This is a genomic window from Fibrobacter succinogenes, assembly GCF_902779965.1.
GTDB classification, from domain to species: domain Bacteria; phylum Fibrobacterota; class Fibrobacteria; order Fibrobacterales; family Fibrobacteraceae; genus Fibrobacter; species Fibrobacter succinogenes_F.
Window position 1 is genome coordinate 32,460 of sequence record NZ_CACZDK010000023.1, and the last position, 14,444, is coordinate 46,903.

Genomic DNA, 14,444 nt, shown 5'->3' on the forward strand with positions numbered 1-14,444 from the left:
ATCACTGAATTAAAGTGCAATAGCAATTAACTATTGACCAGCAACGAAATCTTACTATATTCATACGTATGATAATCGATGATTTACTTACAGACGTGAAAAGCGTTGCCATATTCGGGCATGTACGTCCCGACGGAGACTGTTTAGGCTCCACCCTTGGACTTTACAATTACGTCAAGGAAAACTACCCGGCAATTCGAGTCAACCTGTTCTTGGAACGGTTCCCCGAGAACTACAAAATTCTCGCCAACTCCAACAACACCAACGAAATATATGACGAGGAATGCGGCACTTTCGATTTGGCGTTCCTTATAGACACGCCTTCTTTTGAACGCATCGGCGCCAACGGCGAACCCTGCATCAAGACAGCCCGCAAAACTTGCAACATCGACCACCACATCAGTAACCCGATGAATCTCTGTTCCGAGAACTACGTCGATGCCAAGGCCAGCTCCGCATGCGAAGTGCTGTACTACATGCTCGATCTAGAAAAGATCAGCAAAGACACAGCCGAATGCCTTTATTTAGGAATCGTACACGACACTGGCGCGTTCAAGTTCAGCAGCACCGGGCAAAGGACGATGGACGCCATCGGTAATTTACTCGAAAAAGGTATCGACTTCACGAGAATCATCAACGAAACATATTATACAAGAACATACATCCAAACTCTTGTTACAGGATACGTGATGATGACAAGCAAACTTGCGCTCGATGGGAAAGTTGTTTACAGCTACCTCACTCCTGCAGACATGGACCGCTACTCCGTAACACCGGTCGAATTGAGCAACGTCATCGATACATTACGCGAAGTAAGCGGCACAGAAGTCGCTATATTCCTGTATCCTGTAAACGGAGAAAACAAAATAAGCTTGCGTAGCAATTATATAGTCGATGTTAACGCTATCGCCAAGAATTTTGGTGGAGGCGGTCACGTGCGCGCTGCAGGCGGAAGCTCCAAAGATAGCCCAGAAGAAACCATTACAAAGCTCTTGAAACTTATTCAAGAACAACTACAAAATTAAAAGTTATTTTATCAAAAATTACAAAAGGTCAGCCTAAACAGGCTGGCTTTTTTAGATGACAAACAACGCAATTGCCAAAAGCACAAACACGCAGCCGCTGAACCAGTTGAGGTTGCGGTTTGCCTTGGGAGAAGTCAAAAGGTACTTTTTGACCGTTCCTGCCAAAAGAGCAATACTTCCGAAAACAATCATCGTCGCCACGATAAATTCGGCACCAAAGATGGCCATTTGCAGACTCGGATGGATTGGGCGATCCAAACGCACCGCAGGCGGAATAAGCGAAAGAATAAAGAGAATCACCTTCGGGTTCGTCATGTTCATGATGACCCCACGGAAGTAAAGCTTGCGAGCAGACGGAATGTTGTTGGATTCTGTCGCATCGCCCTCGATCTCCACGGTTCCGACTTTCACGCCAAAACTCTTGTACGCGAGGTACAACAAATACGCAGCACCAAGGCACTGGATCACGAAAAAAGCAGTCGGGCTTGCGGCAATCAGCGCCGAAACGCCAGCCACCAAAAGGCAAATTTGCAAAGCAATTCCAGTACAAAGCCCTAAAATAATGCAAAAACCAAGGCGCGCCCCATACGTAGCGCTTTGCGCAAGCACAAATAAATTATCAGGTCCCGGAGCGATACCGATTACAAGAGCAGCGATAAAGAATTCAAGCATATTAGTAGTTAATAGTTATTTCGCCCTTCGGGCTAGTTACTAGAATTTAGTTAATAGAGACAACAATATAAAAATTTCTAGTAACTAGTAACTTGAAACTTGGAACTGCACCGAAGGTGCAAATCACAACTTGCTCAAGAACTCGTCCACATCCATTTCGTTGAGGTCTTTTTGCAGGCTATCCAGGACATCGTCTGTAATACGAGTGTGATTTTGCTCACGTTCTTCAGCACGATTGTTCGAAACTTCCACGAGTTTCCTGAGGGTGTTCGCCACCTCGCCCACCGTACCATCCTGACGCATCACGACATCAAGGACTTTCGAAAGCCTCTGGCGTAACTTCGTAAATTCCTCGCGGTCAAGCTCCGAAACCTCCCCATGATAGCACATCAAGGGAGTCTGGCACCGAGCACATGGGAACACCATCATGTTCGAGAAGTCTCCGTCTATTTGGACCTTAAATTTCGTTCCGCAATGCGGGCATTCGATATCCATTTCACTCATATTCCAAAATCTAGAATTTTTTACAATTCCTAGCCAACACAACTACAATATTTTATTTTTACGCAGTCCATCTCGTTTTGTGAACCCGTTATACATTTTTTCTATATAAAAACCAAATAACATTTTTCGCCTAATAAGAAAGCTGAACTTTTCAGATTGCAAACCCAACATCAAAGCGAAGCGACCCCAAAGGGCGAAGCCCGAGCTCATACCACAAACCTAAAATATGCTCTGCCACTGGCTATATCAAACAACAAACATTGATCTTTTCGACGGCCGTTTGTTCCGTGCGGGTGCCGCCGCCATGCTTTCCATCATCTTGGTGCTATTCTTTATGCCCAAGTACATCCGTTTTTTGCAGAGATTGGACGCCACCAGCGACTTTGACAAAGACGGCAAGACAAAATCACCACCTATCATGGGCGGTCTCCTTCTCGTTATCGTTGTTGAAGTAGTTTCATTGCTCGTATGCCAAATGAACGGCTACACCATCTCGACACTCGTCATTCTAGCGCTGTTCAGCGCCGTGGGCGCTACCGACGACATGGCCAAAGTCCGCGCCAAGCGCCTTATCAACCAAGGAAAGCTCAAAGCCGCCGAATACATGGACAAGGCCGACGGCATTTCCAGCACCCTTCGACTGATCCTCTACTTTTTATTCAGTTTTGTCGTTGCCGTTTTCTGCTACAAGTTCATCCCCGAACTCAAGGGCGACCTCACCATTCCGTTCTGCCCGATCGATGTGTTCCAAATCCACCTCCCCAACTGGATTTTCGTGGCATTCATGACATTCGTTATCGCAGCATCTGCAAATGGAACGAACTTCACGGACGGTCTCGACAGTCTTGTTTCTGTGCCGATTCTTACCAGCATGTTCTTCGTTGGACTTGTAGCCTACGTGAGCGGAAACTTTATCTTTAGCCAGTACCTGAGCGTACCGTACCTCCCCGGCTGCGACGAACTTTTCCCGCTGGCGACCTCCATTGCAGGCGCGCTGCTCGCTTATCTGTGGTTCAACAGCCCTCCGGCCGAAATTTACATGGGTGACGCCGGCTCCGTCGGCTTTGGCGCTACTATCGGCATTATGTTCATTCTCGTGCAAGCAGGGCTTTTCCTCCCCATCGTTTGCATCATCATCATCGCCGAAGCATGCTCCGTGCTCATGCAAATTACTTGGTTCAAAATCACGAAAAAGACGACCGGCACCGGCAAGCGCATTTTCCTTTGCGCCCCGCTCCACCACCATTACCAAAAGAAATGGGATGGACGCTTCCCGAGCAAGCCGCTCATGAACTCCAAAATCGTGTGGCGCATGCACTTGGTGAGCATCTTCGCCCTCATCTTCAGCATGGTCGTGTTCTTTGGAATTAGGTAGTAGGAAGTAGACTGTGACTTAAGTGCTCGTCGAGCTTCGCTGCAGTTACTAATTATCAGTTAATAGTTACTTGAAAGTCCTGCAAAGCGGGGCTTTTTTACTTTGGGAACAATTCGATTTTTTAATCCTTCGTACTGCCTTCGTCGTATGCGGATTCAAAAAAATAATCCATCATAACAAGTCCGAGCAACATTCTATATTTCATCGCATGAATATCATCGAAACTTTGAACGCCGCAGGCCAGCAGGAATTGGCCCAACATTTGGAAACTTTGACGGGCGAAGCCCGCGCAAATTTGGAACGCGATATTTTAAGCCAGGATTGGCAAGAACTCAAGGCTTTGCATGCCGAAAAATCAGCCGCAAATTTGAGTGACAACGTTTCTGCGGACCTCACCCCGATGCCGTGGAAACTCGCTACCGACGACCTCCGTTACGATTTTTGGAAAGAGACCGGCGAGATTCTTTTAAGCAAGGGTAAAGTTGCCGCATTCCTCGTTGCAGGTGGTCAAGGTTCGCGCCTCGGTTTCGATGGTCCCAAAGGCATGTTCGACATCGGCCTTCCGAGCCACAAGAGTTTGTTCCAGTTGCAGGCGGAACGTTTGCGCAACTTGGGCGCCCGTGTGGGCCACGCCATTCCGTGGTGCATCATGACGAGCCCGCTCAATCACGAAGCGACCGTCAACTTTTTTGCAGAAAACAACTTCTTTGGTTTAAACCGCGAAGACATCCGATTCTTCCAGCAGGGAACGATTTGCGCCCTCACCGCTGACGGCAAGGCAGTCCGCGACGGCGAAGATCATTTGGCTCTCGTGCCCGATGGAAACGGCGGTTGCTTCCGCGCACTCGCCCAAAGCGGCACGCTCGCCTGGCTTGTAGAACGCGGCGTACAATACGTGTTCCTCTATAGCGTCGATAACGCTCTTTGCCGCATTTGCGACCCGGCATTCATTGGCGCCCTCGCCGAAAAAGGCACGATTCTCAGCGCCTCGAAGGTCGTGCACAAAGCAGGCCCGAACGAAAAAGTCGGCATTTTCGCCTTCCAGAACAAAAAGCCGGGCGTTGTCGAATACAGCGACCTTCCGGAAAACTTCCGTGACATGACGAACGCCGATGGCAGCCTCACGTTCGACGGTGGCAACATCGCGATTCACTTGTTCAAAATTAGCGGACTTCGCAAGTTGCAGACAAGCAAGCTCCCGTGGCACACCGCACGCAAAACCGTTTGCGGCATCGAAAAGTGCTTCAAGTTCGAACAATTCCTCTTTGACGCATTCCCGCAGTTGGGTTCCATGCTCCCGTTCGGCGTTGTGCGCGAAGAAGAATTCAGCCCGGTCAAGAATGCCGAAGGCAATGATTCTCCGAAGACCGCACGCACCATGATTGGCAAGCTCCACCGCGAATGGCTCCGCAAGGCACACGTGAAGATTGACGAGAAGAAGTTGTACGAAATCTCGCCGACAATCAGCTACGCTGGCGAAGGCCTCAAGCAGAGCGTTTTTGACCGCGAACTCGGCAGAAACATTCTGGAATTTGAAGAGGATTAGCGCCTTCGGCGCAGTAGACTGTAGGAAGTAGGCGGTAGGAAGTAGGATTTGTCATGCCCGCCACTGTGCGGGCATCTCCTTTTTATAGCGAATGCACAGAGCAAAAGTCATAACGTACAAATTCCTAATCAACATTCTGCTGCGTTTGCCGGATGCGTTTTACGCTGTTCTTTTCGCTGTTGTATTCCCGATTTACAAGGCGCTCCACAAGGAGCGTGCGTATGGGCGTGTGGAAAAGCACTTGGCCGCAGCAAAGGAATACGAGGCAAGAGAAAACAACGGCACCAACAAGATGCCGCGCGATATAAAAAGCCCGCACCCAAAAGCGCTTGCGACAATAAATGCGCGCGACACATTCCGTGGCATCTTTTGGAACGCACTAGAATCGTACCGCGGACTCGCCCGTTTCAAAAACGTTGAAAAACGAATCGAGTACGAAAACGAACACATCATCCGCAACGCCATCGCAGATTGCGCCAATCAAAACGCCCCCATTGCCGGCATTAGCATTCATCAAGGTGCCTTCGAACTTTTGCACCGCGCACTCTGCCGTTACAGCGAACACGTCCACCTCATCACCGACTCCGTCGGCGACATCGCCTTCCGCGAAGTCCTCAAGAATCTCCGCAGCGACAAGCACCTCACCGAATACCACCCCGATGAAACAGGTCGCCTCATCCGGGAACTATTCCGCACCAAAGGCATTCTCGCGATGGTCATCGATCAAGGCAAGCACACCAAAGGGAACACGGTATCGCTATTCGGCCGCCCTAGCACGCTCTACTTACGCCTTCCGCAAAAAATAAACGAAATGGGCGCAGGAATCGTCACATTCCGCACGTGGAGCGAAAAGAAACGCATCGTCATCCGTTTCGAAAGCTATTACCCACCTAAATTCGATATACAACATGGCCGCGAGACGTCCGCCAGATTATACGATCAAAGCGTAAAAAATGCCACGCCATCAGAAAGCGCGCTCGTCACCGCCATCGCGCACGAAGTCGAAACATGGATAGCCGAACACCCCGAACAGTGGAGCTGGAATTACCACGGAAATTTTATAAGATAAAAGTCTTTATCTTTATTTAAACGTAAATAGCACTTTATGCGGGCGGGGCCCCAGCTCGGAAAAATCTAAAACCCATCCTGGCGCAAGCGCCAACCATACGGCTCGACCATGACCATACAAGTATGGTCGCGGCACTCGCCTTTAAAGGTTATGGCCGACGCTTTTATTCTCTATACGATTCTTTTCTTTTTTCTAATTTAACAGATTTTCTCACTTTTACCGTTTATGAAATTCAACATATTTGAGGTTGCTTTTTTTATATTTCACTAAAAAGCAGGAATAACAATGCCTTTAAATGCAGATGAAGAATTTCAATTAGAGTGGATCAAGAACCACCCCATGCAAGACAAAGATGAACTTGCCGAAATCCAGGCGGAAGCCGAAGCCGAGGCGAGACCCCAGCGTGCCACCCGTGGCAAGAAAATGCGCCGCAACCCCGCCGCTTGGGAACTCCCGAACCCCGAAGATGAAATCGACCTTCACGGATTCACCTCCGAAGAAGCCGCTGAAGCCGTTGAGCGCCGCATCGACGATTTGCTCATCGCAGGTCTCAGCGTTTTGCGCGTCATTCATGGCGGTGGCAACCCGGAATACGGAAACGTCAAGCGCATCATCGACCGCAAAGTCCGTTCTGAATGGAAAAATAGAGTCGTATTTTACAAAGTTGAACCCGACAACGCCGGCTCTAGCATTATGAAAATCGGCAAACCGCACCCGCAACCCGCAAAAAAGAAAAAATAATCGAAAAATTTTCACTTTTTTTGCCCTGACCCCTTTAAAAGTCAATCGAAATTAACTATAATTGTGCGCGTCAACGACGAACCGTCAAGACAAAAACAAAACGGAATATAGCTCAGCCTGGTAGAGCGCTTGCTTCGGGAGCAAGAGGTCGTGAGTTCGAATCTCGCTATTCCGATAAAACAAAAGGACACCCATGAGGGTGTCTTTTTGTTTTATACTGATATTCCGAGAGATGAGAACTCACGAAGTGAGTTCGACTAAATCGCCCCGAGAGCGAAGCGAATATCGCGTGATTTAGAGATTACGCCGCATGGCGTAACCCGGAGGGCAAAAGCCGAAACGAAGTGAGGATTTTGTCTTATCTCGCTATTCCGATAAAAAAGGAACCACCCATCAGGGTGGTTTCTTTTTATATCCGAATATCACCGAGATGAAGAACTCACGAAGTGAGTTCGAGTAGCAGCGAGGCGAGCGTCGCGACAGACCGCTAGCGGGATGGCATGAACAAGCCGATGCAGCGGACGCCGTAGGCGTCACTAAATCGCCCCGAGAGCGAAGCGAATATCGCGTGATTTAGAGATTACGCCGCTAGGCGTAACCCGAAGGGTAAAATCCGAAACGCAAGTGAGGATTTTATCTTATCTCGCAAAAGTCGGAATTTTTCTGTAATCAGGCTGTTGTTGCATAGATTACGCACCTTCCACCAGCCTTTTTATAGCCACAGCGTTCAACAATCTTATCGCAAAAGTATTTTGAACTATTAAGTATTTATTAATAACTGAGTTTACTGCCATCATCAGCGTCAGCCAAACTGCAAATGGAAACAGGAGTTATCTTTCGGGACTTTGACATAAAATCACCTCAAACTTTTTTGATTTTGAAGAACCGTCCACAGAAGATGTTGCACGTCCATAGTTTTAAATATAACCTAGAGCATTCTCTTTTTCAATCGTCCTTGCCTAGTGAGAAGTTTTTGCTTCTTTCGACTCTTACTGTCCAAATCGTTTTTCAGGATTCGGGCAGTGATCCTCGTGACTGTCAGGCCAAACCCACACTTCGTCTGCAAACGGGCAAGACCCGCACAGGCCGCCAACGGGGCACAAGCCCGCGGAACGGTCAAAGAAAAGGCTCCCTTCACAATGTACATTAGTCGACTTCAGTCGAGACCGCAGCAAAGCTACATCGTCTTCAGTAAGTTCATACTCTTTTCGAAATTCAGGTGGAACACATTTCAACAACACCACTTTATTCCACTTGATTCTATCAATTCCAATCGCAGTTGCCCATTCCACCAACGCAGGCACCTCTTGCAAATTCTTTTTATGCAGCGTCACTTGCAACGAGACCGTCGCGATTCTTGATTTTGCAGTCCCAGCGCTTCTCGATTCTGCGACTCTCGATTTCGAAGTTTCCGCGCATTCCACATCAGCAGTCCCCGCGCAACCAACATTCGCGCAGCTAGCTACACCCGCGCTGTAAGCATTCCCGCGCAACTTGTCTCGCAACCGAACCAACTTTTCAACGTTCGCTTTCCAGCCATCAAACTGTTCCGACGCCAAATAGCTCACCTTAATATCGCTACAAGCACACAACAACTTCGCCAAACATTCTTCACGCCCCCACTTTCCAGAGAACGTTCCGTTCGTCGTGATATTTAGCGGTAGCCCAAGCGCACCGCACAACTCTATCAGTTCGTCAAAATGCGAATAAAGTAGCGGTTCCCCCATTGTCGAAGGAATCACTTCTCGCAACAAGCGTTTACCCGAAACATCTCGCTCCGCGGCATACTTTTCAATCGCCGTCCGCGCAACTTCAAAAGGCATTTCGCCCATGCCAAGCGCGCGGCGTTCCTTATTGCAATTACGTTCCTTATTACAATCAGAAAAACGTTCCCCGTTACTATTCGCTAAGCGCGCATTTTCACTATCCAACACACAATCCCGATTATCATCTCTAGCATTTGAAGCATCACAATGAAGTAAAGCCCGCTGGTTCAAAAAACACAGCGGACAACGCAAATTGCAGACGTCAGGATTTGTGAGTAAAGTAACGCGTCGCATTTTTTAGTAGGCGGTAAACTGTAGACGGTAGGAAGTGTCATCATCGTCCAAGCGAAGCACAGGATGACAGACCCAAAGTCTACTATTCTTTCGTCTCTCGTCTGTAGGACCGCAGGTCCGTTCTTTCGTCTATTCTCTATGTTCTCTCAGGTACTTAATCGCAGCGAGGCCTGCGATAGCGCCCTCGCCCACAGCGACAGCCACTTGGAGCGTACCACCCGTGCAGTCACCCGCAGCAAAAAGCCCAGGAACGGTCGTCTGGAAATCCTTATCAAGCACGAGCTTTCCAGCATCGAACGCAGCGCCAGCTTTCAAAGCCAAATCCGTTGCATTCGCGCTACCCATGGCCACAAACAGTCCATCAAAATTTTCTTCAAGGCCGTCATCAAAACGCACGCCTTCAAACTTGCCCGCGCCCTTAAGCCCCACAACTTTGCGGTTCTCGATTTTCACATTTTCTGGGAACTTTGCCGTGAGTTCAGCGCCATTCGTCAATAACGTAACACTATTGACTACAGACAAAAGTTCAGTCGCTTCGTGCAAAGCGTATTCGCCCGAACCAAGCACAGCCACATCCTTTTTACGATAAAAGAACGCATCGCAAACAGCGCAATAGCTCACGCCGTGGCCTTCCATTTCTGCCATTCCCGGAATCGGAGTTTTTTTACGGGCAGCGCCAGTCGCCATCACGCAGACTTTTCCACGATACGATCCATTCAAGCCTGTAGCCGCAAATCCAAAGCCATCAAACATGAGGTCCGTCACCTCATCATCTACAATTTGGGCACCAAGCGCAAGCGCCTGCTTTTTGCCCACTTCGGCAAGTTCTTCACCCGTAAGAGGTTTCTCTAGACCAAAATAATTTTCGATTTTATGAGCTTTGGCAAGTGCTCCCACGCCTTTTCCAACTAGCTGAACTTCAAGCCCAGCACGAAGACCATAAAGAGCAGCCGAGATTCCAGCCGGTCCATAACCCAAAATCAATATATCTGCCATGTGACCCTCCACAATTAAGATACGAATTTATTTATTTTAAAATATATAACTGATTTAGAAATTTTTGGAACTGAGAATGATGTTGCAACGCTACCCTACGCGTGATTTATTTGTTGAAGCCGGATATGGTCCCAATTTCGCGGACCAGCTTATTCAGAATGCCTATAGCAAGCTATTTGAGGGCGACCCGATAGACGAGCGAATCTATTTTGAAGCATCCGACGACATGGCATACATCATCGACATTGGGCACGACGACATCCGTTCAGAAGGCATGAGCTATGGCATGTTCATTGCCGCACTGACAGACCACGAAGTCACGTTCGACAAACTTTGGAACTTTTCCAAAAGATTCGTCCGCAACAATGAAGGTCCACACAAAGGATATTTTTCATGGCAAGTCAACACCACGGACTTTTCCATGATGGATCCTGGTGCAGCACCGGATAGCGAAGAATATTTCGCCACAGCACTCCTTATTGCAGCAAAGCGATTCAACCGCGAAGACCTCCGTCGCGAGGCTATCGAGCTCATCAACGACATTAAATACAAACCGGTAAACGAACTCGTCGGACCGATTATAGACCCCGAACGGAAAATCATCAAATTCTCCCCCGTTCTCGGAAACGACTTTACCGACCCGAGCTACCACACCATGGCGTTCTACCGCATATTTGCCGAAGCCACGGGCGATGAATCCTGGTTTGAAGTCGCAAACGCAAGTATTGAATTTTTGCAAAAAGCCGCCCATCCCACAACAGGACTTTGCCCTGATTACTCTGAATACGACGGCACCCCCAAAGCCATGCCCTGGTTCCCCGAAAGCAACAACTTTAGCGGTGATGCCTGGCGCGTAGCGCTCAATTTAAGCCTCGACTATTCAATCTTCCGCGGGCACGAGAGCGAAAAAGAAATCTGCGAACGTATTTTGCATTTTTTCCAGAACAGCACACCTTACCTTTCCGATTACTCCGTCGATGGCGGTCCGTACCCGCACCAAGGCAGAAACGCGACACCGGGGTTAATTGCGATGAACGCTGCTGCTGCACAAGTACTACCGATTGACGATCCACGCATTACGCCGTTCGTAAGACGACTGGCGGCGCTCTCTGTACCTTACCGTTTTTGGCGCTATTACGATGGGATGTTATACATGATTGGGCTACTCGCTACGGCGGGAAAAATCACACTATAAGGAGTACGCATGAAACTACCATTTATTCTATTCATCGCGGCTGGTTCATTAGCCTTGACCGCATGTGACGATGTTCGTGTTGAAAAATACCCGAACGGGAACGTCCGCTTCGAAGCCACCTATGTCAACGACAAGAAGGAAGGCCTCGAAAAAGAATTCTATGATGACGGAACTCTCAAGCGCGAATCGAACTACGTGAACGACCGCCGCGAAGGTGTCACCAAGGAATACTACAAGGACGGCACACTCCAGACAGAACTTCCGTACGCCAACGGTTACATCGAAGGGACCGTTATCCGCTACCACAAGAATGGCAAGGTGGCCACCAAGGCTGAATACAAGCAAAATAAGCAAATTGCATTCGGCGAGACATTCAATGAAGACGGAACGCCAGCAACAAGCGGTAGCTACAAGGATCCGCGCGATGGAAACTCCTATGAATGGATTGTCATTGGAGACCAGCTCTGGACCGCAGAAAACATGAACTTCGCCACTCCGTCCGGTGCAATTTGTGCGCAATGCAATCACTGGGGCCGCCTCTATGATTTCCAGAACGCGCAAAAAGCATGCCTCGAAGGTTTCCACATGCCAAGCAAGGCCGAATGGCAAAAGCTCTTGAAAGTTGCAGGCAAAAAGCCAGGCGTTGTACTCAAGGCTGGTTACGGCTGGGATCCCATCAAGCCGGAATCTCCAATCTTTGGCAATGGCAAGGATGAACTCGGATTCGGCGCCAAAGCTGGCGGCGCCCATTTTGCCAAGAGCGATGTCGCCATCAAGGATCGCAAGTTTGACGAAGCGGGCAAGAAAGCTTACTTCTGGACAAGCGAAGGCGAAGTCCTCGTATTCTTCCACGACAAGGATTTCGCCAAGTTCGAAAAGTTCGACCCGAACTTCGGCGCTAGTCTCCGCTGCTTGAAAGACTAATTAATCAAAACGTCATCCTGACGCTGAAAGCGGAAGACAACCTCAAAAGGCGAGTATGCCCCAAGGCGAACGCCGCAGTTGTGCTTGCACAAATATGGCTGAGCCGTTTAGCAAGACGCGAAGCGTCAATGTTGCAGCCATGCTTGCATGGATATAACCGAGCCTAAGAGGTTGGGGCTTGCCCCATCCAGTCAAATTTTATACAGCAAAACTCCCCGGCATAACCGAGGAGTTTTTTCTTTTCAATTTTTCCGTCTAATCTAGCGTGGCATGCGCAGCAATCGTATAAATAGCAGTCACGTCCTTTGCCTTGAGCGGAACAAAGCCCCAACCGTCGCCCGGGTTCAGTTTTTCGACCAACTTCGGGATGTCTTCTTCCTTGGCGCCTAGCTCTGCAAAGTTAATCGGCATGCCGATGGAATGCAAGAATCGACGGAATGCCTTAATGCCTTCGAGCGCAGTCGCTTTCGGATTTTCAAAGTTCATTTGGCAACCAAAAACGCGTGTTGCCATCTGCGCAAAACGCATCACGTTATGGTCAACCACGTACTCCATCCACGCAGGCATAATAACTGCTAGCCCCGCGCCATGGGCGCAGTCATAAAGTCCCGAGAGCTCATGTTCAATCGCGTGGCTATTCCAGTCCTGACTGCGCCCACAGCCCACAAGGCCATTGTGGGCTACCGTACCCGCCCACATGATGTTCGCACGAGCCTCGTAATTGGCGGGTTCGGCCATGGCGCGCGGGCCTTCCTTAAGCATCGTAATGAGCAAAGCTTCGCAAAGGCGGTCGGTCGTTTCGACTTCGAGCGTATTCGTGAAGTAGCGTTCAAAAACATGAGCCATAATGTCCGTAATACCGCAAGCCGTCTGGTAAGCAGGCAACGTGCACTGTAACGCCGGATTCTGCACCGCAAATCTCGGACGAATCACATCAGCGCCAATATCGCGCTTAAGCATTCCGTCTTCTTTTGTCACAACAGAATCACCACTCCCTTCAGAACCCGCTGCAGAAATCGTCTGCACCACGCCAATCGGGAGCGCCTTTGTGACCGGCAACTTTTTCGCATAGAAATCCCAAAAATCGCCATCGTAAAGAGCACCTACAGCAATTCCCTTAGAACTATCAATGACGGAGCCTCCACCCACAGCAAGGATGAAATCAACACCGTTCGCACGCACCATCTCGATGCCCTTGTAAATCAAGGTATCACGCGGATTCGGCTTCACGCCGCCAAGTTCCACAAATGAAACGCCCGCAGCATTGAGCGACGCCTTCACGCGGTCAATCAGCCCAGAACGCACTGCAGAACCGCTACCGTAATGGATTAGCACCTTGGTGCCGCCATACTTTTTTACGAGTTCTCCGCATTCATTTTCGCGGTCTTTACCAAATACAAATTCCGTGGGGCTATAGAAATTAAAGTTATCCATATTCCATCCTTTTTTATCAAGCCGAAGATGCCCGCCATTGCGGGCATGACAACGTACTGCATAAAATTATGTTTTTATAAAATACAAGAAAATCCCACCCAACGGCAGGATTTTCAGCATTTTTTTTGTTCACTGGAGAAAACGGCTACTAAAATTTTAACGAAACGCCTACGTGCGGAACAATATTGATGCCAGAAATCCAGTAGTAGACTGTAAAATGGTCTTTATAATAGCGTTCATCTGTTTCCTTTTCATAAAAAGAACGGTAATACATACCTCGTCCCAACATATTTGTCGTCAAGTCAACACCGGCCGTTACGCCAAGACGTTCCGTAATACGGAAATCGACAAAAGCATCCGCTCCCAAAAACAAATCAAAAACAGGAATACTCCTTACGAGATATTCTTCGAGTTCTATATCATAAGCATCAAAATTCTTGTCATTGTAATAGAGATATTTCATATCAACGCCGACAACACCATGAAACGCAAACGTCATTTTATTTAAAACAAAAGAATATCCCCATCCACATTTTGCATTAAAATCAAATCCATTAAAAACATTGCCCTCGTATTCCTTAACATAACCCGCAGTCACTCCCACCAGCGAAGAAAAACCTTTTGAACTGATAAGATAACGAGTCCAATTTAACTGGAGCCCCCAAAAGTTCCAATCGTTTTCAACGGTTTCTCCTCCATGCATCCAATTTTGAACATTCCAAGTTTCATGTTCAATCGGAATCACAAAATTAAACGTATGAATAACGGAATTCTTTTTTCCATTATCTTGTGCAAACGATGTTAAAGCCAAGAGAAACATTGCGACTAGCACAATTTTTATCGACTTAAACATTCCAACCTCTAATAAAAAATTTTACGATAAAATATAATTTAATATTAAAT

13 protein-coding genes and 1 tRNA gene are annotated in these 14,444 nt (G+C 48.2%); 8 read left to right on the top strand and 6 right to left on the bottom strand.

Translation table 11 applies throughout. The annotated features are described in order from the left end of the window. The first annotated feature begins 68 nt into the window (after nucleotides 1–68). Nucleotides 69–1,025 carry a bifunctional oligoribonuclease/PAP phosphatase NrnA gene (locus HUF13_RS11380; RefSeq protein ID WP_173475243.1) on the top strand — a complete coding sequence of 319 codons (957 nt, stop codon included), beginning with the start codon at nucleotides 69–71 and terminating at the stop codon, nucleotides 1,023–1,025. Between the two features lie 51 nt (nucleotides 1,026–1,076). Here HUF13_RS11380 and HUF13_RS11385 read toward each other — a convergent pair whose 3' ends face one another. Beyond that, nucleotides 1,077–1,697 carry a LysE family translocator gene (locus HUF13_RS11385; protein WP_173475244.1) on the bottom strand — a complete coding sequence of 207 codons (621 nt, stop codon included), beginning with the start codon at nucleotides 1,695–1,697 and terminating at the stop codon, nucleotides 1,077–1,079. Between the two features lie 123 nt (nucleotides 1,698–1,820). Continuing rightward, on the bottom strand, nucleotides 1,821–2,201 hold the full coding sequence (locus HUF13_RS11390) for a hypothetical protein (RefSeq protein ID WP_173475245.1): 381 nt from the start codon (nucleotides 2,199–2,201) through the stop codon (nucleotides 1,821–1,823). 280 nt (nucleotides 2,202–2,481) lie between these two features. Here HUF13_RS11390 and HUF13_RS11395 point away from each other — a divergent pair, with 280 nt between their 5' ends. The 5 genes from HUF13_RS11395 (at nucleotide 2,482) to HUF13_RS11415 (ending at nucleotide 7,107) form a co-directional block, all read left to right on the top strand. Next, complete coding sequence (locus HUF13_RS11395; RefSeq protein ID WP_304039110.1) at nucleotides 2,482–3,576, top strand: phospho-N-acetylmuramoyl-pentapeptide-transferase; 1,095 nt, start codon at nucleotides 2,482–2,484, stop codon at nucleotides 3,574–3,576. A 208-nt stretch (nucleotides 3,577–3,784) separates the two neighbouring features. Next, on the top strand, nucleotides 3,785–5,122 hold the full coding sequence (locus tag HUF13_RS11400; RefSeq protein ID WP_173475247.1) for a UTP--glucose-1-phosphate uridylyltransferase: 1,338 nt from the start codon (nucleotides 3,785–3,787) through the stop codon (nucleotides 5,120–5,122). 91 nt (nucleotides 5,123–5,213) lie between these two features. Continuing rightward, the gene (locus HUF13_RS11405; protein WP_173475248.1) at nucleotides 5,214–6,191 is read left to right on the top strand and encodes a lauroyl acyltransferase; all 978 of its coding nucleotides are present in this window, start codon (nucleotides 5,214–5,216) and stop codon (nucleotides 6,189–6,191) included. Between the two features lie 285 nt (nucleotides 6,192–6,476). Continuing rightward, nucleotides 6,477–6,932, top strand: coding sequence for a Smr/MutS family protein (locus tag HUF13_RS11410; RefSeq protein WP_173389920.1), 456 nt, complete (start codon nucleotides 6,477–6,479; stop codon nucleotides 6,930–6,932). Between the two features lie 101 nt (nucleotides 6,933–7,033). Next, a tRNA-Pro gene (locus tag HUF13_RS11415) sits at nucleotides 7,034–7,107 on the top strand. Nucleotides 7,108–7,921: 814 nt separating this feature from the next. Here HUF13_RS11415 and HUF13_RS11420 read toward each other — a convergent pair. Both HUF13_RS11420 and HUF13_RS11425 read right to left on the bottom strand, forming a co-directional pair. Then, a complete protein-coding gene (locus tag HUF13_RS11420) occupies nucleotides 7,922–8,863 on the bottom strand; it encodes a hypothetical protein (RefSeq protein WP_173475249.1) in 942 nt (313 codons plus the stop codon). Nucleotides 8,864–9,121: 258 nt separating this feature from the next. After that, nucleotides 9,122–9,988: an NAD(P)/FAD-dependent oxidoreductase gene (locus tag HUF13_RS11425; protein ID WP_173475250.1), complete on the bottom strand. Its 867-nt coding sequence runs from the start codon at nucleotides 9,986–9,988 to the stop codon at nucleotides 9,122–9,124. 76 nt (nucleotides 9,989–10,064) lie between these two features. Here HUF13_RS11425 and HUF13_RS11430 point away from each other — a divergent pair, with 76 nt between their 5' ends. Both HUF13_RS11430 and HUF13_RS11435 read left to right on the top strand, forming a co-directional pair. Continuing rightward, nucleotides 10,065–11,183, top strand: a complete 1,119-nt coding sequence (locus HUF13_RS11430) for a glycosyl hydrolase family 8 (protein WP_304039112.1) — start codon at nucleotides 10,065–10,067, stop codon at nucleotides 11,181–11,183. Nucleotides 11,184–11,192: 9 nt separating this feature from the next. Continuing rightward, nucleotides 11,193–12,107 carry an FISUMP domain-containing protein gene (locus tag HUF13_RS11435; protein ID WP_173475251.1) on the top strand — a complete coding sequence of 305 codons (915 nt, stop codon included), beginning with the start codon at nucleotides 11,193–11,195 and terminating at the stop codon, nucleotides 12,105–12,107. A gap of 255 nt (nucleotides 12,108–12,362) precedes the next feature. Here HUF13_RS11435 and HUF13_RS11440 read toward each other — a convergent pair whose 3' ends face one another. Together HUF13_RS11440 and HUF13_RS11445 are read right to left on the bottom strand one after the other, a co-directional pair. Continuing rightward, a complete protein-coding gene (locus tag HUF13_RS11440) occupies nucleotides 12,363–13,541 on the bottom strand; it encodes an iron-containing alcohol dehydrogenase (protein ID WP_173475252.1) in 1,179 nt (392 codons plus the stop codon). A gap of 148 nt (nucleotides 13,542–13,689) precedes the next feature. After that, the gene (locus HUF13_RS11445; RefSeq protein WP_173475253.1) at nucleotides 13,690–14,394 is read right to left on the bottom strand and encodes a hypothetical protein; all 705 of its coding nucleotides are present in this window, start codon (nucleotides 14,392–14,394) and stop codon (nucleotides 13,690–13,692) included. Nucleotides 14,395–14,444: the final 50 nt, after the last annotated feature.